General features: G+C 58.0%; 13 protein-coding genes and 1 pseudogene. 9 read left to right on the forward strand and 5 right to left on the reverse strand.

Going from position 1 to position 18367, the window contains the following annotated elements; translation table 11 throughout:
• Positions 1 to 73: 73 nt before the first annotated feature.
• The 4 genes from FB472_RS00115 to FB472_RS00130 all read left to right on the forward strand — a co-directional run bounded on the left by FB472_RS00115 (position 74) and on the right by FB472_RS00130 (position 9316).
• The gene (locus FB472_RS00115) at positions 74 to 2029 is read left to right on the forward strand and encodes a type I restriction-modification system subunit M (RefSeq protein WP_141989137.1); all 1956 of its coding nucleotides are present in this window, start codon (positions 74 to 76) and stop codon (positions 2027 to 2029) included.
• Positions 2026 to 3342, forward strand: a complete 1317-nt coding sequence (locus tag FB472_RS00120) for a restriction endonuclease subunit S (RefSeq protein WP_141989138.1) — start codon at positions 2026 to 2028, stop codon at positions 3340 to 3342. Before FB472_RS00115 ends, FB472_RS00120 begins: the two co-directional genes overlap by 4 nt.
• Complete coding sequence (locus FB472_RS00125) at positions 3342 to 6461, forward strand: type I restriction endonuclease subunit R (RefSeq protein ID WP_141989139.1); 3120 nt, start codon at positions 3342 to 3344, stop codon at positions 6459 to 6461. The genes FB472_RS00120 and FB472_RS00125 overlap by 1 nt, the downstream gene beginning before the upstream one ends.
• A 2555-nt stretch (positions 6462 to 9016) precedes the next feature.
• Positions 9017 to 9316, forward strand: coding sequence for a helix-turn-helix domain-containing protein (locus FB472_RS00130; protein ID WP_246077993.1), 300 nt, complete (start codon positions 9017 to 9019; stop codon positions 9314 to 9316).
• A gap of 192 nt (positions 9317 to 9508) precedes the next feature.
• On the opposite strand, the pseudogene tmk reads toward FB472_RS00130, so the two are convergent.
• Positions 9509 to 10012 (reverse strand): annotated as a pseudogene (gene tmk, locus FB472_RS00135) (dTMP kinase); the annotation flags it as partial.
• Between the two features lie 388 nt (positions 10013 to 10400).
• Between tmk and FB472_RS00140 the strand changes: the two are divergent.
• The 5 genes from FB472_RS00140 (at position 10401) to FB472_RS00150 (ending at position 14496) form a co-directional block, all read left to right on the forward strand.
• Complete coding sequence (locus tag FB472_RS00140; RefSeq protein ID WP_141991393.1) at positions 10401 to 10721, forward strand: helix-turn-helix domain-containing protein; 321 nt, start codon at positions 10401 to 10403, stop codon at positions 10719 to 10721.
• On the forward strand, positions 10721 to 12034 hold the full coding sequence (locus FB472_RS00145) for a type II toxin-antitoxin system HipA family toxin (protein WP_141989141.1): 1314 nt from the start codon (positions 10721 to 10723) through the stop codon (positions 12032 to 12034). The genes FB472_RS00140 and FB472_RS00145 overlap by 1 nt, the downstream gene beginning before the upstream one ends.
• Positions 12035 to 12174: 140 nt before the next feature.
• Positions 12175 to 12306: a hypothetical protein gene (locus tag FB472_RS14465; protein WP_281283026.1), complete on the forward strand. Its 132-nt coding sequence runs from the start codon at positions 12175 to 12177 to the stop codon at positions 12304 to 12306.
• A 704-nt stretch (positions 12307 to 13010) separates the two neighbouring features.
• A complete protein-coding gene (locus FB472_RS14600; protein ID WP_425467192.1) occupies positions 13011 to 13715 on the forward strand; it encodes an HNH endonuclease in 705 nt (234 codons plus the stop codon).
• 439 nt (positions 13716 to 14154) lie between these two features.
• Positions 14155 to 14496 carry a hypothetical protein gene (locus FB472_RS00150; RefSeq protein WP_141989142.1) on the forward strand — a complete coding sequence of 114 codons (342 nt, stop codon included), beginning with the start codon at positions 14155 to 14157 and terminating at the stop codon, positions 14494 to 14496.
• Positions 14497 to 15103: 607 nt separating this feature from the next.
• Here the strand turns inward: FB472_RS00150 and FB472_RS00155 are convergent.
• The 4 genes from FB472_RS00155 to FB472_RS00170 all read right to left on the reverse strand — a co-directional run bounded on the left by FB472_RS00155 (position 15104) and on the right by FB472_RS00170 (position 18281).
• Entirely contained in the window at positions 15104 to 15319 is a 216-nt protein-coding gene (locus tag FB472_RS00155) for a hypothetical protein (RefSeq protein ID WP_141989143.1), read from the reverse strand.
• 324 nt (positions 15320 to 15643) lie between these two features.
• Positions 15644 to 16459 carry an abortive infection family protein gene (locus FB472_RS00160; RefSeq protein ID WP_141989144.1) on the reverse strand — a complete coding sequence of 272 codons (816 nt, stop codon included), beginning with the start codon at positions 16457 to 16459 and terminating at the stop codon, positions 15644 to 15646.
• A 146-nt stretch (positions 16460 to 16605) separates the two neighbouring features.
• Positions 16606 to 17463 carry a DNA-processing protein DprA gene (locus FB472_RS00165; RefSeq protein ID WP_141989145.1) on the reverse strand — a complete coding sequence of 286 codons (858 nt, stop codon included), beginning with the start codon at positions 17461 to 17463 and terminating at the stop codon, positions 16606 to 16608.
• Entirely contained in the window at positions 17460 to 18281 is an 822-nt protein-coding gene (locus FB472_RS00170; protein ID WP_141989146.1) for a P-loop NTPase family protein, read from the reverse strand. The genes FB472_RS00165 and FB472_RS00170 overlap by 4 nt, the downstream gene beginning before the upstream one ends.
• Positions 18282 to 18367 lie beyond the last annotated feature (86 nt).

The following is an 18367-nucleotide window of genomic DNA, read 5'->3' on the forward strand; positions in this document are numbered from 1 at the left end:
GCTCAAGCCCAATAGAGTCGAGGAAGCGTCGTAGATGACGGCGCGACTCCCGCGGAAAGTAGCAACCACACGCATGTCACAGCAGCAGAACAACGCCAACTTCATCTGGTCGATCGCTGACCTGCTCCGCGGACCTTATAAGCCTCATCAGTATGGCGCGATTGTGCTCCCGTTCACTATCCTGCGCCGCCTCGATGCGGTGCTGGAGTCGACGAAGCAAGCAGTGCTGGATGAGGCGGCTAAGCGCGGCGACTCACCCGCCGCATCCGTGTTCATGGCAAAGGCGTCCGGACAGAGCTTCTACAACACGTCCGCTTTCACTTTGCAATCGCTGATGGGTGACCCGGCCGGCATCAAGGCGAATCTCACGGATTATTTGCTCGGCTTCTCCGATAACGTGCGAGACATCTTTGACCGTTTTGGGTTTGCGGATCAGGTAGAGAAGCTTGACGCAGAGGATCTGCTGTTTCTGCTGACTCAGAAATTCAGTGCGGTCGACCTGCACCCGAACCGGGTGTCGAACATCGAGATGGGTCTCATGTTCGAGGAACTCATCCGCAAGTTCGCGGAGAATTCCAACGAGACCGCAGGGGAGCATTTCACCCCGCGCGAAGTGATCAGGTTGATGGTGTCGTTGCTGTTCATCGCGGATGACGAGGCACTCAGCGAGAAAGGTGTCGTGCGTTCTATCTATGACCCGACTGCGGGCACCGGTGGAATGTTGTCTGTGGCGGATGAGTACCTTCTGGAACACAATCCTGACGCTCGCCTGGTCATGTATGGCCAGGAAATCAACGGGGAGTCATACGCGATCTGTAAAGCAGATCTGGTCATCAAGGGCCAAGATATCAACCATATTATTCACGGTGACACCCTCACCGACGACGGTTTGATTGGGGAAACGTTCGACTACTGCCTTTCCAACCCACCGTTCGGAGTGGACTGGAATAAGCAGAAACCTGCCGTGCTTAAAGAACATGAGCAGCAAGGCTTCAACGGTCGGTTCGGCCCCGGACTTCCCCGTGTATCCGACGGGTCGCTGCTCTTCCTGTTGCACCTTGTGAAGAAGCTGCGGCCGAAGGCTAAGGGCGGGGGCCGTGCAGGAATCGTGCTTAACGGCTCGCCGCTGTTCACCGGAGGTGCAGGGTCGGGGGAGTCAGAGATTCGCCGTTACCTGTTGGAAAACGATCTGTTGGAAGCAATCGTCGCGCTCCCCACAGACATGTTCTACAACACCGGTATTGCCACCTACGTGTGGATTATCGACAACGACAAACGCCCCGAACGCCGTGGCACCGTGCAGCTCATCGACGGAACCGGGTTCTCACAGAAGATGCGCAAATCATTGGGATCGAAACGTAAGGAGCTTGGCTCCAACGACATCGACGCGATAGTCAACCTTTATGGCGCTGCCGAAGAATCGGATGTTTCCAAGACCTTCAAAAACCAGAACTTTGGCTACCGCACAATTACGGTCGAGCGTCCACTGCGCCTGAACTGGACGCTCACACCAGAGCGCGTCGAAGTCGCCCTCGCGGCCAGGTCGCTGGCGAAGCTCCCGGACACAGATCGTGCCTCGCTTGTTAACGAGGCCGCTCGCGACAGTCTCGAATCCATCCCGACTTCAGATCAAACGGGGTTTGCCAAGCAGGCCAAAAAGTTCCTCGCACGCGCTGGCGTTACTCTCACCGCCCCTCAACTCAAAGCGTTCATCGCGGGGCTCTCCGAGCGCGACAAAACCGCGGCGGTTGTGACTGACAGTAAGGGCAGCCCACTGCCAGACACGGATGCCCGCGACACCGAGAATGTTCCTCTGAGCGAAGACATCCAAAGCTACTTCGCCCGCGAAGTACTCCCTCACGTCCCAGATGCCTGGATCGACGAATCCAAAACCAAGACCGGCTACGAGATTCCATTCACTCGTCACTTCTATCAATATGTGCTTCCGCGTCCGCTCGAAGAGATCGATGCGGATCTCAATAAGCTGGTCCGTGAGATCACGGAGCTGCTAAACGAGGTGGAGGCATGACGCTCAAGCCTTACCCGGCGCATGAGGACTCAGGGATCGAATGGGTTGGGAGGATACCGCTGGGTTGGGAGGTGCAGCCATTCTTTGCGGCTGTTCGTGTGCGTCGTGAAAAGAACGCAAGCCTGACAGAAGACAACCTGCTATCGCTTAGCTATGGAAATATCGTTCGGAAGGACATGAATTCGAACGACGGTTTGCTCCCCGAGTCGTTTGCGACTTATCAGATCGTCCACCCGTTCGACATGGTGTTTAGACTCACTGACTTGCAGAACGACAAGCGGAGTCTTCGGTCGGCGCTTGTGCAGGAAACAGGCATCATCACATCTGCCTACCTCGCAGTGAAGCCGCTGCATCATCACCCGAGGTATTTCGCTTACCTCATGCGTGAGTATGACGCCCAAAAAGTCTTCTACTCGATGGGCGGGGGCCTAAGGCAGTCGATGAAGTTCGATGATGTCAAGCATCTTCCTGTTGTGATGCCGCCGCGAGCCGAACAAGAGCAGATCGCAAACTATCTCGACAACCACACGGGAAAAATCGACGCGATAATCGGTAAGCAGCAACAACTGATCGAGACGCTGGCGGAGCGGCGGCAGGCCGTCATCAGCCACGCAGTCACCAAGGGGCTTGACCCGGATGCGCCGATGAAAACCTCCGGCGTCAGTTGGCTTGGTGAAGTTCCTTCCAATTGGGTGGTGCAGAGACTTCAATACATCACGGATGTACTAACCGGATTTCCGTTCAAGAGCGATGACTACTCGTCCGACGAAAACGACATTCGCCTCCTGCGTGGGATCAACGTGAGTCCTGGGCGTCTTGCCTGGGGTGAAGTCGCCTACTGGCCGCGCGCAGAAGCTGACGCCTACTCGGACTACCACCTCCACGAGGACGACCTGATTCTCGGCTTAGATAGACCAATCGTTTCGGCAGGAACTCGGGTGGCCCGAGTCCAATCTGAGGATCTTCCGGCACTTCTATTGCAGCGCGTGGCACGTATTCGACCTCGACGCGGAACCAGCGCCTGCTTTATTGAATATTTGCTCTCAGGCCCAGAATTCAGGGACTATTTGGCACCGATCTTTACGGGCGTCAGCGTTCCTCATATGAGTCCGGATCAACTGGATAATTTTCAAGTCGCTTTGCCCACGGCGGACGAACAGGCTGAGATCGTCACGTATCTTGACCGCGAGACTTCGCAGATCGACGGGCTGTCGGCGAAAGCGCGCGAGATGATCGTCGTGCTCAAGGAACGTAGACAAGCATTGATCAGTGCCGCGGTAACCGGGAAGATCGATGTGAGGGGACTGTCCTGATGGGCAAGCACAACGAGTACTGGTTCGAAGACGAACTCTGCGCCCACTTGAGCGCGAACGGGTGGGAGTATTCAGCTGATGACGCCGGCTATGACCCGCAGCTCGCTGTGTTCCCGGAGGATGTGCTGTGGTGGTTGCAGACCACTCAGCCGGACGCGTATGACCAGAAGGTTAAGGCATCCGACCCGCCTGCGGTTCGCGCGAAAGCGGAAGCCCAGTTACTCAAGGTGTTGGTCCAAACATTGGAGCGTCCGTTCGCGCAGGGTGGTGGCACCCTGAACGTGTTGCGGCATGGCTTCAAGGATGTGGCGACATCGTTTGACCTCTGCCAGTTCAAGCCCGCGCAGAACCTCAATCCGGCAACCCTTGAACGATATGGTCAGGTGCGGCTGCGGGTGATGCGGCAGGTTCACTACTCAACATCGAACGCGAAAAAGTCGATCGACCTGGTGTTCTTCGTCAATGGTCTGCCGGTGGCGACGATGGAGGTCAAGACTGACTTTACCCAGTCGGTCGAGGACGCAGTCATCCAATACAAGAAGGACCGCACACCGCGGGACCCCTCCACTAAGAAGACCGAACCACTGCTGGGCTTTGGCACTCGGGCGCTAGTGCACTTCGCTGTCTCCAATACTGAGGTGTGGATGACTACCCGCCTCGACGGGGCGGCGACGCGCTTTCTGCCATTCAATATGGGCAACGACGGTGGCAAAGGAAACCCGGCCAACCCGAACGGGTCGCCGAGCGCCTACCTGTGGGAGCGGGTGCTGCAACGCGATGCGTGGTTGGAGATCATCGGCAAGTTCCTCCACGCTGCCACTGAGAAGAAGACCGATCCGGTCACCGGTGAGGTGACGGTGACCCAGTCGCTGCTGTTCCCTCGTTACCACCAGTGGGAGTCTGTGACGCGTCTGGTGGCCGCAGCGCGGGAGGAAGGTCCGGGACATCGTTACCTGATCCAGCACAGCGCCGGCTCAGGCAAGACCAACTCGATCGCCTGGACTGCCCACCAGTTGTCTTCCCTGCACAATGACGCCGGGAACAAGGTCTTCGATTCGGTGATTGTCGTCACCGACCGCACTGTGCTTGATGATCAGTTGCAGGATGCGATTTATCAGATCGACCACAAATCAGGTGTGGTGGTGCCGATCACCCGTGGTGGTAGCGATTCGAAATCGACCGCGTTGACAAAAGCGTTGACTGACCGCGCGCAGATCATCATCGTCACGATTCAAACTTTCCCGCACGCGCTCAAAGCCATCCGCACCTCAGGCGCCTTGGTCGGTCGTAGTTTCGCGATCATTGCCGATGAAGCCCATTCTTCGCAGACTGGCAGTACGTCGGCAAAGCTGAAGCATGTGCTCTCCCCGGAAGAACTTGCCTCGGTTGAGGATGGTGGCGACATTGACATTGAGGCCGTGCTTGCCGCCGAGATGGAAGAGAAGGCTGAGACGAAGAACATCAGCTTCTTCGCCTACACCGCCACCCCCAAAGGGAAGACGTTGGAGCTGTTCGGCCGGCGCGGTGACGATGGCCTGCCGCACGCCTTCCATGTGTACACGATGCAGCAGGCGATCGAGGAGAAGTTCATTCTCGATGTGCTGAAGAATTACACGCCTTATATGTTGGCGTTCAAGCTTGCCCACAACGGCCGCGAGTATGACGACACAACACCTGTGTCCGCCATTGCGGCGGCAGATCCGTTAGTGGATCGGACTGAGGCGTCCAAAGAACTAATGAGGTGGGTGCGGCTACATCCGCACAACATTGCGCAGAAAGTTGCGATCGTCGTCGAGCACTTCCGCGACAACGTCGCTTGGCGTCTGAACGGGCAAGCCAAAGCGATGGTCGTCACTGGTAGCCGGCTCGAAGCCGTACGTTACAAACGCGCCTTCGACGCCTACGTCGCCAAACGCGGCTATGCAGGCATGGCCGCTCTGGTCGCGTTCTCTCGCGAGATTGCCGACCCGGATGTGGGCGAGAGCTCTGTGACCGAGGTCACCCTGAACCCGGGGCTGCGGGGCCGGAGCCTGCCGCAAGCGTTCGCCACCGAAGAATTCCAGGTGATGCTTGTGGCCAACAAATTCCAGACCGGCTTCGACCAGCCGCTGCTCGTGGCCATGTATGTGGACAAGAAACTTTCCGGCGTCACAGCCGTACAGACGCTGTCGAGACTCAATCGGATGGCGACAGGCAAGGACCAGACATTCGTGCTGGACTTCGTGAATGAACCAGCCGAGATTCTGGCTGCGTTCCAGACGTATTACAGGTCGGCAAGTTTGGCCGACAACTCCGACCCGAACCTCATCCATGCACTGCGCGCCAAACTCGACCAGGCCGTCATCTATGAAGAATCTGAGGTCGACGGGGCTGCCGCAGCGTATGTGCGCGATGAAGGCAACAACGCTTACTCGAAGTGGCTGACCCCAGCACAGCAACGCTTCTCCGTCCAATACACGAACGCGCTTAAAGCCGGAGACACAACACGAGTCGAAGAGCTGGAACTGTTCCGCGCCGACGTGAACGCATTCATTCGCGCCTACGACTTCCTCGCCCAAATCGTCAACTTCCACGACGTTGGGCTAGAGAAACGATCCATCTTCTACCGGCTACTAGTGCCGCTGATAGGTGACCCGAACCCCGACCGCGGCGTCGACCTCGCCGGGGTCGACCTCACCCACTACAGCTTGCCCCCGGGAGAGGCCGAGAACCTCCAACTATCCGGAGATGGCGACCCGTTGTCGGGGTTCAAAGGTGCCGGTTCAGGGGCCGCGAAAGACCCGGAGCTCGTGCGGATGCAGGAGATCATTGACATGATGAACACCCTGTTCGAAGGCGACGGCCTCACCGACAATGACATGCTCGGCTTTACGGGCTACCTCGGCGGGAAGTTCGATGAGAACAACACGCTGCGGGAGCAAGCCAAAGCAAATAGCTTCGAACAATTTATGGGAAGCCCCGACCTAGGCGCCGCATTCCAAAATGCTGTGATTGAGTCGGACACCAATTTTCAGTCAATGAGTGAGCAAGTCCTGGGCAGCAAGAACATCCAGAAGACGATTCTTGAACTACTTGCGCGGGAATTCTACAACAAGCACGGTGGGGGAACGGCAGCATAACCATCCCTGGGATAGAGGCAGAATTCGGCGGCTCGGATGAAGCATAACCGCGCTCTTCGGGCACGACCTCTAAGTGATGCGGGGTCGTGTGGGGTGGGGGAGGGCCCCTTCGAAAAACCTTTCGGACTGACCGATGTCCCGGTTTTGTGAAGCTTTGATTGGGAGGGTGCACTCTTGTCAGGCTGGCACGCCCAGCGTGTACGCCACCGTGGAGTGAGACCGGTCGACCCAGATTCCTCTTGGCGAACAGGGCGTGAATCGTCCTGAGGCGGAGCCTGAAGATTGAGGGCCAGCCAGTCTCCACGTGCTCGGTAGAATTTCGCGCCCTTTCGCTCAACGCCCGCACAAGCGCCGTGAGCACTCGATTTGAGGAGCGGAGCAGTTGAGACGCGATGCGTCGTTTCCATCGTCTTAGAAGCGAACTGATGGCGTTAGGCGGCGAGATTGGGGCATGGTCTGTCGTGCAATCTGCGTTGAGTTGTCGGGGCATGGGCTGTAATAGCTTTCGGTTCATCGCGTGCTTCCTCTCAGGTTGTTTTCGCCTCGCGGGGGAGTCGAGGCGCCTTCACTGAGATGGATATGCGGCGAAAACCGGAGGCTCGGAAGAATTCGCGAAACAATTTTTTGCCGAAGCCGTCACGAGTCCAGTCCGTCGGGAACGCGGGGTTGGTGCGGCCAGCGAACGTGTCGACAGAAAGTGCTCGCGGGCGGGTGTCCTCGTTCGAGTGCTAGAACCAGTTTTCATCATTGGCCACGAAGGTGAGAGGGTGTTGCGGCGCTTCACAAGCTGGATGAGGCGGGGCCCGGAGATGAAGCCCCGCCGTCCACCGCCGCGAGAATCTGGCCGGCCGGTGATGACGGTCTGGGTCTGATCCTGTGGGCTCCGCGAAGCAGTGTCCGGATGATGATTGGCGCGACGAATGGGGTGCGGATTCTCTGCTCGCAGAGCCCCGGCAGGGGAGGCTGAAAACTGAGTGCTGAGGATGTTGGGAACACCATCCTGGCGGAACGCGATTCTGGCGAAATCGATGTGCATAAAATGGGTCTGGCCGGAGGCTGACAGGACACCTGCGGCAGCCTCAATCCATTGGTCGATTATGGTGCCGGGGACGGTGTCGGGGACATCGCGATTTTCGGACTCGCCTGACGGATGACTTGAGCGCACAAAACCTCTGTGCGTGGCATCGGGGTACGGATTTGGGCTGTACCAGGTTGCTTTTTCTGTACCAGATTGGGTTTGGTACAGAAGTTCCCAGTGTTTATATAGGATTTTGGGCCCAAAACGGGTCTGTACTCGTGTACCAGGTTTGCACAGTACCCCTATAGAGAGAAAACCTATTGATATATATGGATACCTAGGCCCCTATATATATATACCCTCTGCCTCGTAGTGTATATATCTCTCTTAAGTACAAAGGTACAAGTAGTAGTAGAGGGCCCCCTTCCCAGCAAACAACTGGGCACTTCTGTACCAAACCCAATCTGGTACAAGGAAAGTAGTCGAGTACAGATTTTCGGCAACTTCCGCGGAATCCCGGTGATTTTTATTTGACCTTGGGTTTTTGGCCCAAATTGGTGCTCATCGCCAAAAACACATTCCGACGATTTTTTGCTCTCCGAAGCTCTCGAACGTCGACCGGAGGTGACCGAAATCTTCCCCAAACGGTCGACGCCGATGCAAGATCTTCCCCAAAAGGGTCGACCGATCGACGAAATTTCCCCCGAAAACACCTCCAAGAGGTCAGTTCCTGGCCCCGAATGGCACCTTCTGGTACAGATTTTCGTCCCCAAGGGCGGCAACCGGGGTACAAAAATGCGGGCCAAAAACGTTAGATCACCCCCGGATGCGGAACAATTATCATGCCCAGAACGCCCCCACCACACCGATCCCCACCCTGCCACTAGGGCACACTTTCCAGCCTGATCAAACCCCTATTTCCACACCTCGAAACCACCCCGAAACCACCGGGATTCCAGCCTCCGAATCGGCGCCGCCGAGAGCCCTTAACGCGGTCGTCAGATGGCTTCATTTTGACCTAGCGGCAGGGGTCGTTTTGTCACCATTTGGGGACCGGATAAAACCCCTTCGGGTGGGTGATTCCCACGGTGGGTGGAGCCGCTCTGGCAGGCGCCGGCAGAGCGGCTGTGAGGATGTTTTGACGCCGGGTGGTAGCCCTGCGGGTCAGGGCGGTCAGCGTGTGTGGTGGGCCGGCGGTGGAACTGAGTGACATCCGCCTGGACCGGGTTGAACCCGCCGCACATGTCTAGTTCAACATCACCTAATTAGTGGGGCGGCGGATGCCGCATCCTCGGGTCAGGAGGACGTCGACTGGACCGAGGAGCTCAGCAGCGTAGCCTAACGTCGCTGTCGCTGTGCGTTATCGACTTTTTGCCAGATAATGACCAGCGTGACCGACAGTATTTGCACAGCGGTGGAGCGGCAGGCTCACACCGAGTATTAGCCAATTGCTGATCCGAAATTATGACACCAGATGATAGCTATAGATTCCAATATGGCATATCATGGCACTTGTGACTATCAGAAAGGGGTTCCCGTGGTTCAGCGTGCTTCATCCCAGCAGAAACGACTCCTGAGAGACTTCGGCGCTAACATCCGACGGTGGCGCAAGGTCAACGGTATGAGCGCGGTGCAGGTTGCCGAGCGGGCATTCATTACCCGCCAAACGCTTCGGAACATCGAGAACGGCACCGGCACCGCACGTATGGACTCGCTGTTCGCCGTTCTCATGATTTTGGGAGTTGACGGCACCGTCGTCGACGCGGCAGATCCGTACAACAACAACGCCGGTCGAAGTCGAATTGACGACATTCTCAGCGCCGGCGGCACCATATGAAATCAGCGGACATCATCGAAGCAGGGATGCTGCTGGCCGCCACTTGAGTTGCGGATCCCGGACCTGATGGACTGCGGATCCCGATTCGGGCCGGTGTGTTCTCGATGACGGGGAGCTGGTTGAGGCAACTATTAACTCAGAGTTAGTCGTTCGGCAGGAAGGCGACCGCCGGCAAGTTGGACAAGGGGTTGTCTACGCGGTGAAACGCAGCATAAGTCGATCAGCGATGATGGCTTTCACCTCGGCGAATGGTTGCTCGGCGTCAACGACCAGGAACCTCTGCGGATCCCGTCGGGCGATACTGAGAAAACTGTTGCGGAGCTGCTGATGGAATTCATGTTTTTCGGCTTCGTCGCCTGAGCTGTGGGATTGTGCGACTGCGAATTCGGCGGTGACGTCGAGGAGGATAGTGAGGTCGGGAAGCAACCCCGATGCCGCCCACATGCCGAGGTCGCGGACCTCGCGTGGGTTGAGTATCTGGGTGGCTTCGGTCCATGCCACCGATGAGTCGATGTATCTCTCTTGGAGGACGGTGACACCGCGGGTCAGTGCGGGCGCGACGTGCGTGTTGATGTTCTGGGCTCGATCGGCGGCGAATAGTAGGGCTTCGGCTTGTGGGTCGATGTAACCGCCGGAACGCAGAACATGTTCGCGGATTTGGTCACCAATTTCGGTGCCGGCAGGTTCGCGGGTGCGAAGCGTTTCCGCACCGAGTTCGTTGAGTAGCTGCTGTGCTGCGTCGGCGTGGGCGGTTTTTCAACGCCGTCGCTGCCCTCAAAGGTGATGAAGAGTCCGGGGGTGGGGTTCCATGGGGGTTCTATGTGGTGGGGATCCGCACGGGTGGTTGTCGGTTCCGGGCATTCGGTGGTGGTACAGGGAACTCTGGGGCTGCTGCGGTCCCGCCGCTTGTGCGGAGCGTCGCACTCACGATCGCTTTCGGTCCAGGCACCATCCTGTGGTGGAAATATCTTCCCGCCGCGCGCGAGGTCATCCGAATTGTTCAGGCCACACTGACAGGCGGCGCGTTTGTCCTTGACCATAATATTGACCATTAAATCCCAAACATCGTATAATGGTCACAATTATGAATATTAGCCAGCGAACAACCGACGAGTGGGAGACCGGCATCGGCGAGCAGTTCCGCGCGCTTCGCATCCAGCGGGGTCTCGACCAGGAGACGTTAGCCACAATGGCATCAATCAGTAGGGGCGCGGTCCGAAACCTCGAAACGGGTGCTGGCTCGACTCTCAAAACGATTGTGAAGGTCACCCGTGCGCTAGACCGCACCGACTGGCTCGACACTCTCGATGATACCGGCGGGGAGATCAGCCCGATCGAGATGCTCCGTCAGCAGCGGCGCGAGCCGAAGCCCCACCAGCGGGCCCGGCGCAGGACGGACGCCTGATGGCGTTCGTGCCAACGGGGCTGATCGAAGTGATCGCCTGGGGCCGGACAGTCGGGGCTCTCGCCCCCGGCCGGACCCGGAACGCCTACGTTTTTGAGTACGACCCGGCGTGGGTGAGATCCGGTATCGAGATATCGCCAATCCACATGCCGACCTCCCGCCGCCAGTACACCTTCCCGGGCCTGCCGTTGGAGACGTTCCAAGGCCTCCCGCCGTCGATCGCGGACGCATTGCCCGACAAGTTCGGCAACGGGATCATCGACGCGTGGCTTTCGCGCGAGGGCGTACCGACGTCAAGCATCACCGCTCTCGACCGCCTCGCCTACCTCGGAGACCGCGGGCTCGGCGCGCTTGAGTTCCGTCCCGACACCGGCGCGAAGGACCTACCGCCGAGCGCCCTCGACATGCAGATGCTTGTGCAAAGCGCGCGCGATGCTGTCGCCGGAACGTTGACCTCTGACAGTGAGTCCGAGCGGGCGCTCCAACAGATCATCACCGTCGGAACCAGCGCCGGCGGCGCCCGGGCGAAAGCGGTCGTCAACTTCAACTCCGCCACGCAGGAGATCAGGCCGGGCCATGTACTCCCTGCCGAGGGCTTCGAAGCGTGGCTGCTGAAATTCGACGGAGTTGGCCTCGATTATCAGCTCGGAGCCGGCGCAAACTACGGCCGCATCGAGTACGCCTATTCTAAGATGGCGCGAGCCGCCGGCATCACGATGACGGAAACGCGGCTACTCGAAGAGAACGGTCGAGCGCATTTCATGACCAAACGCTTCGACCGAACGTCAGATCGTCAGAAGCTGCACACCCAGTCGCTGTGCGGGATCTCCATCCTCGACTTCAACGCCACCGGCACACACGACTACGCCCAGTACCAGGGATCGATCGGTGAGCTCGACCTCGGACTCGACGCGCGGACCGAAGCGTTCCGCCGGATGGTCTTCAACGTCGTCGCAGCGAACTGCGATGATCACACGAAGAACTTCGGCTTCCTGATGGACCAGTCCGGGCAGTGGTCCATCGCGCCGGCGTATGACATCACCCATGCTTTTAACCCGGACGGAGAGTGGACCCACCAGCACCTGATGAGCGTCAACGGTGAGTTCGGCAGGATTCAACGGAAGGACTTTCTGACCTTCGCTGAACGGCACGGCATCGAGCGAGCCGCGTCGATTATCGGTGAGGTGAATGATGCGGTGCACTCCTGGCCGCAGTTTGCTGTCGAAGCCGGGCTGCCTGCGGCTGTCACGGATCTCGTCGCGAAGGACCACCGTGAGGTCGCGTCGGCCCGGAAGAAGCCAGTCCGCCCCTAAACCCAACACCACTTAGTTAGTCTCAGTGCTCGGTTCGGCGGGGAGGGGTCGTCGTTTCCGGGGTTCCGTCTGGGCGGTCATTCATTACCCGCTAAACGCCTCGAAATATTGAGAACGGCACCGGCACCGGCACCGCGCGTATGGACTCACTGTTTGCTGTGCTCGCGGTGTTGGAGGTTGAGGGCATCATCGTCGATGCGGCAGATCCGTACAACAACAACGCCGGCCGAAGCCGAATTGACGACATGCGCACAACCGGGGGCGCGGCATGAAACCGACGGACATCGCTGAAGTTGCGATCGGCACCAGGGGACCGCCAATATTGGACGACACAACCGTGTACCAGCGATTCATCATCGACAGTTGGACGGAGATTAGGTTGCCACCGGCCGTTTCGTCGGCAGGCAGAGGGCGTTGACGGTTGCAACATAAGCCGCTACTTGAACATAGTTGCGCAAGTTATCGGCGCAGTAAGCTGCCGCGAGCCCTCCATAAGCAAGCAGGTCCAGACCTTACCTATTCGCGCAGCACGCCATGAGCGCAATGCTGAAGTTGTCATGTTAAAGGCTTTGATAGGAGAAGGAATGCAGGTCTCCTTGGTTTGAACTGACAAATGAGCGGACGGCATGCCCGAGCTGCGTGCGGGCTTCAAAAATGTCATCGGCGCGATTCTGAATCTGCTCGGGCGAAGCTCGTGGGCCTAGCTTGGGAACGCTCATGACCAGGTTGAGCGTCTTCTGAGCTTGCTCAATCGCAGGTGTACGGAACGTGCGTCGGCTGCCGTCTGGCCAAACCAGTTCTGATCGACTCTTGCTGATCCGAATCAATGGATTGTTCGCGGGGGCTTGTCGTTCCGACGTCATTTGTGTGTCTCCCATCAGCATTCGGCACCGATATTTTCCGCACCGATCACCCTGTGCGCGGCAATTCAGACCGCAGGAGCCAACTTCAATTTGATGCCGCGCACAACCCTTGCATGCATAAAAACAAAGGCCGATACGGGCCAATACGTAGAGCCGTAATAAATAGGGATGCAGCTCTTCTCACAGCAACTATTCGAGCTCGCTGCGCCATCGACGAAAGCGAGGACTCCTGCTGGATTTGGACAGGTGCTCGCGTGCCAGCCGGCTACGGTTTTGTCGGACGGGACTCTTCGAGGTGCTTCACGCATCGGCTGCATTTTTGGGCCTCCCGGTCTTTTGTAGGCAAACTCTCGGATCTAGAGAGCATTCATCATCTTTGTGGAAATCGGGCGTGCGTCAAAATTAGTCATCTAGCGGAAATCAGCTCTTTCATGAACACCATCGAGGCGGGTGCACGCGGAGTCCTTTTGAATCGCATCAAAATCCTGCAAAACGCACTTCGAACAGTCGACCCCCACCACCAACTTTTGCGTGATAGCTGGGCGGTGTCGAGCTCGACGCTAAAGGCGAGGTACAACACGCCCTCGACAAATTTCAGTGACAGGGAGCGGCTTCGTCTCGCCGCGAAACGGGAAGCACTTCGTGCGGCAGCGCAAACGCACCGTGACTTTCGATTCAGACAGGTCCTCGCTGTCCGAGCCTTCAGGAAGTCGGGCGTCTCCTCGGTCGAGGCACTATCGAGAGTCGGCATAAGTAGGTCGGGGTTTCACGACTGGGGCGTCAAGCTTGATCTCACTTTCAATGCAGAGGAACTGTAAAAGTGTTGCCTAACTAGGCGAAGATGTCAGCGGTTGAAATTGGTTCGGAAAAGACGCGGAGGCGCGCTTTGGTGCGACACATAATGCTGATTCCGCAGCGAAAGCAGGACATTGCAGTCTGCGCAACTGACGCGCCCACTACCTTCACAAAGCCGTTGAGCTGCCGACGAATGCGCAGCATTCTGGGTGCTTGATTTCGTCGGCAATTACAGACACAGTCCTGAACATTAATGCCTGCACGCAGGCGTCCCATGTGCGACGGATTTTTCTCCCCCAAAGGGCTCGGAATACGCCGCAAAATGGGCCATGAAGGTCATTTCCCAGCCCCGCAAAACCCCCAAGCCGTCACCCGCCGCCGCTCCGATCTCCCTCCGTATAACCAAGGCTTCGCCCATTTTGGTCAATAAACTGCGGGACATCGTTACGTCGATGTATCTCTGTGGAGGCTGCTTCGCATCCTCGTTCCGTTGTCGTCCCGGGTTCGCTGCGCTCACTCGTCGACTTCGCTACGGAACTGGCACTGCGTGCGCTCACTGCGTTCGCCGGTGGTCCGGTGTTCTCCGATGTGACGGTCACCGGTCTGGTAACCCCACATGCTCCCGCCGATGTCACCCATTGGCTCATCTGCCTGACCGGTCTGGTGACCCCACATGAACTACATGACGTCACCCTTACCTGGTCAACGAAACGTCAACGTGGCGACCACGATTCGTTGCGTAGCCCACACAACCCCACCGATGCCGAAGGCCGCCCCCGGCAGGGAAACCCCACCCAGAACTAGGCGTCGACAAAGAGGCTCCGCACCGTTGCGCAACGGAACAGGGGGAGTCCACAAAAATAGACGACCGTCCACTTAAATGAACACAGACCGGTGGAGGTGGAACAGCAGACATGTTGCGGCGAACCGACAGACACACCGAAACACACGCGAAGCGGGGGCGAGCGCAGCGAGCACCCAGCAGACATCACGCCCCATCACGACCTCCGGACAGAGACACACGCGCAGCGGGGCGAGCGCAGCGAGCACCCAGCAAACAACACGCCCCACACAGAACCACACACCGCCGCGAAGCGGGCGAACGAAGAGAGCCCCACACAAGTCGCAACCTGTCGCACAACTTCGACGCCCCCATCGACCTCAACGGTCCATGGTGACATCTCGTTGCACGACAGGTTGCTCCCCGAAACAGTTGCGCAGCAACCAAGCAGACATCACGATGCATACAGGAAGACAAGACGGAGTCACGCGAGGCGCCCCGGCGCCGAGCTCTTAATATGGGCGAGACACCAGCGCAGATAATGTTCGGGCCAGGCTTCGGCTACCGCCGCGAGGGCAACCGTCGGCTATCGCCGCCGGGTTTTTGCGTGGACGCACGGACGGGCTGCGGCTACCGCCGGCGGTTGTTCCAGTCGATGCCATCGAAGATGGGTTCGATGAGGTCGCCGGTCATCAGATACTTCTTCCGGCGACGGCCGACCACATTGACCTGACGGAGTTTGCGTTGAACCAGCTTGTGCAGCTTCGTGTTGAGCTGACGACTGACGTTGTCGTAGGAGGGGTCGCCAGTCTTCTCATTGACGCCGGGCCAGCGTGGATGTCCCATTGGTCATTCTTTCTGTCGGTGGAGGCACGCCGATTGGGGCGCCTGGCGGATTAGCTGTGCGCGGCAGCCGCAGGGTCATTGGCAGCTACACTCGTTCTCGCGTTGGCCGGATGTCAGTTCTCAAGCTAGTTGAGATTATTCTCAACTCTTATGAGACTGATGCACCGACCGTCATTTAATATCCGCAGTCATTCGCTACCGGAGTTGGTCAGGATTGTTGGGAGACTGCATCTCGACGCCCGTCCATTACTCGCATTCGGCAGCTCGGAATGCAGCAAAGAGCAAGTGGCAAACTAGCTCGGCCCGCCTGAGTCGGCCGCTGTCTCACGATTCTTCTGCTGAATAAGCTTCCAAATAGAAGGTGGCGAGCGCTACTGCTGACGATACAACGAGGTGTGCCGTGGCGACATCGAGTTCGGGCCTTTGAACGCCGCCGTTCCCGGTGCCGAATCCCGCATTCCGCAACTCTGCGGTAGAAGAGACAATCGAACTCAGAGAGCCAAACAGTTTTCGCCGCTGCTCGGCACCATGTTCGGCACCGCGATGACCAGTCGCATCCAAACCAAGACGCGCATTGACGTCCTCGACTAGCTTGGGAATGTCGACCTTGGTTTCAGCGCCATTCCCATGTAGCCCGAGAATCGCCTTGAGTACCGTCTTCAGAAGTTCCTTTGACGCGCCGATTGCAAGCTCGGGGTCATCGCGTAGTCCGCGACGAATCCGTCCGGCATGAATTTCGACGTACTCAAGCTCTAGCTCCTGTGAAGTAACCTGAAGCTCGTCAACGATCGTATGTGCCTCGCCTGCATATAGCTCACCGTACAACACGGGCTCTTCTCGTTGCAGGAAGTCTTCCAGGTGCAAATAGTCCTCGACCAAAGAGAGGTTCACAAAGCCATAGGGCCACTGGCTTTGCTTGGTTCGCGTCTTCCCCAGGATGACCGGAACAGTCTCAATGACGTGCGATAAGTAGTCGCCGTCCCCCCAGTCCAAGCTGCGCAAGAGACGCGCATGCGAGGTGATGTAGTCGAGTTTCCCAGTGATGAGGCCCAACTCCATCCAGCTGCTGCGGTCAAAAGTGGCTCCGATCGCTTTGACGACAGCCTGTACGATCCTTCCCTCACCTGCGGATTTTCTCATTCGTTCGGTTTGCCCGAAACACGCGCTTACCAGTGCACTTGCATATGCCGGAACAGCGTAGTTGGATACGCGGCGTCAATGGTTAGCGCTCCCTCAAGGGCTTTTGAATTCGCGAGCGCCACTCGACGTGCGGTAGCCACACGCGACTAGAACAAGGAGAGGTTCGTATCGGGTTCGTCCGCCACATTGGCAAGGGCTTCTTGCAATTCCTTTGGAGTTGCAATCGCGGTGGCGCCTTGCAGCAATAGCTTCTTGTTTCCCTCGGGGGTGCGGTCGCCGAAGTCGACAACAAAAACCGGACGACCGAGCTTCATTGCTCCTTCGCCGGCAGCCAAGGTACCTCCTTTTTCACCGGCCTCGATTACAACGAGGGCCTTTGATAGACCGTAGATAATGGCGTTTCGGGCCATCGCCGCGTACGCTTGCCAAGTTTGCGTCGGCGCGAATTGGGATAGCACTAGTGTGCGTTTTGAATCGAAGTCGCTAGTGAACTCTCGCTTTATTCGAAAGTGGTCGATCCCCTCGGCCAACGCAATCACCGTTCGCCCACCACTCCGAAGGGCCGCGAGGTGAGTGGCAGCGTCGACTCCTTGGGCGTACCCAGAAATGATGGTCAGATCGTGTTGGCTGACGGCCACCCCGCAACGCTCCGCAGCGCTGAGGCCCTGCGGAGAGACGTGACGAGAACCGCACATACCAACCCCGTCGGCGTAGAGCAGATCTTTGTTGCCTTTGTAGAAGAGGATCGGCATGAGGGGTTTGCCGTCATGGACCAGCGATTTGGGGAAATCCTCCGCACCGAAAATCACCGCCCCAATACCGTCACGCTCCATCATCTTGGCCTTGGCTTCGACATCGGTTCTGGTCGCGCTGTCCAATTCCTCGAACGCGTCCTGAAGAGCACCGTCCCCGCCTGAACGAAGGGCAGAGGCGATCCTGCCGGGGCTTCGAAGGGATTCGAAGGCTGCGAGCGCGTGGATTAACGTCTTAGTTGCAGTCATCATTTTCGGATGGTCCTAGCCACTACCAACAGTAATACGGTCGCAGCGCCTGCCCGGCGAGCGGCGGCGGCGGCGCCAGTCGCGCTACCGCCCGTGTGGAAAACGTCGTCCAGCACGATGATCGTGCCAGCCAGCGGACTCGCAACCGTGAAGATGTCGCTTAAGTCTTGCGGCGTCTCCTTCTGGGCAGGACGCGGTCCCGGTGATGTCGACTCTACAAAAGGAATCCCAGCTCGATTCGCGACTTCTCTCGCCAATACCTCCCCGAAGCCTTGACCATCGGCATTGTGCCCAGGTGCGGTGACTATCGCGCTTGCTGACGCGAATAGTGGATGGCGTGCGATGAAATCGACTAGAGCAGTGATGATTTGCCGGCGCGAGTGTTTCGAGTTGTTGTATTCCGGATGCGAGGCATACTTGGTGGTCCAAATCCAATACCCCGCTTCGGTCTTAACGATCTCTCCGTCATCGTTGGGCTGGTTATACCAGTCGAGAGCCATCGCATGATCGACTTGATCAGGTGAGGGGATACTCAGGCAATTCTGGAGCAGCTCCGCCAAGTCCGTAATGAAAGTAGGGACACCATTAGGGAAGTAGATTCCGTGGGTGAACGTTTTCTTGGTCTCTCGATCCAACCTAGCCTCACCGCAGAAACCTCCAGCGGATTGCCTAATCTGGTCGGCCACCTCGTTCGGGCCGCAGAGAAGGAGGAACTCTCCTTGGACCCACTCCATCGTTGCGATCTGGAAGTGGTCGAGCTTTCCGCCACGTTGATCGGGCGTGAACGGAGGCAGGAGCGCTCCCCAGTCGATATCAGCCATCGGCAATCGCTCCCTTCATTGGGATAAGGCTATCGCTGACCATCGACATCGGCCATTGGGGCGACAAAACCACAACTTGGAATGAA

Origin of the sequence: Rhodoglobus vestalii, from assembly GCF_006788895.1 — a bacterium.
Classification (GTDB): Bacteria; Actinomycetota; Actinomycetes; order Actinomycetales; family Microbacteriaceae; genus Rhodoglobus; species Rhodoglobus vestalii.

Excerpts from the sequence above, each read along its gene's own strand:
- FB472_RS00115 (WP_141989137.1), top strand. The coding sequence starts at position 74 with ATGTCACAGCAGCAGAACAACGCCAACTTCATCTGGTCGATCGCTGAC.
- FB472_RS00120 (WP_141989138.1), top strand. The coding sequence starts at position 2,026 with ATGACGCTCAAGCCTTACCCGGCGCATGAGGACTCAGGGATCGAATGG.
- FB472_RS00125 (WP_141989139.1), top strand. The coding sequence starts at position 3,342 with ATGGGCAAGCACAACGAGTACTGGTTCGAAGACGAACTCTGCGCCCAC.
- FB472_RS00140 (WP_141991393.1), top strand. The coding sequence starts at position 10,401 with ATGAATATTAGCCAGCGAACAACCGACGAGTGGGAGACCGGCATCGGC.
- FB472_RS00145 (WP_141989141.1), top strand. The coding sequence starts at position 10,721 with ATGGCGTTCGTGCCAACGGGGCTGATCGAAGTGATCGCCTGGGGCCGG.
- FB472_RS14465 (WP_281283026.1), top strand. The coding sequence starts at position 12,175 with ATGGACTCACTGTTTGCTGTGCTCGCGGTGTTGGAGGTTGAGGGCATC.
- FB472_RS14600 (WP_425467192.1), top strand. The coding sequence starts at position 13,011 with ATGCATAAAAACAAAGGCCGATACGGGCCAATACGTAGAGCCGTAATA.
- FB472_RS00155 (WP_141989143.1), bottom strand. The coding sequence starts at position 15,319 with ATGGGACATCCACGCTGGCCCGGCGTCAATGAGAAGACTGGCGACCCC.
- FB472_RS00160 (WP_141989144.1), bottom strand. The coding sequence starts at position 16,459 with ATGAGAAAATCCGCAGGTGAGGGAAGGATCGTACAGGCTGTCGTCAAA.
- FB472_RS00165 (WP_141989145.1), bottom strand. The coding sequence starts at position 17,463 with ATGATGACTGCAACTAAGACGTTAATCCACGCGCTCGCAGCCTTCGAA.
- FB472_RS00170 (WP_141989146.1), bottom strand. The coding sequence starts at position 18,281 with ATGGCTGATATCGACTGGGGAGCGCTCCTGCCTCCGTTCACGCCCGAT.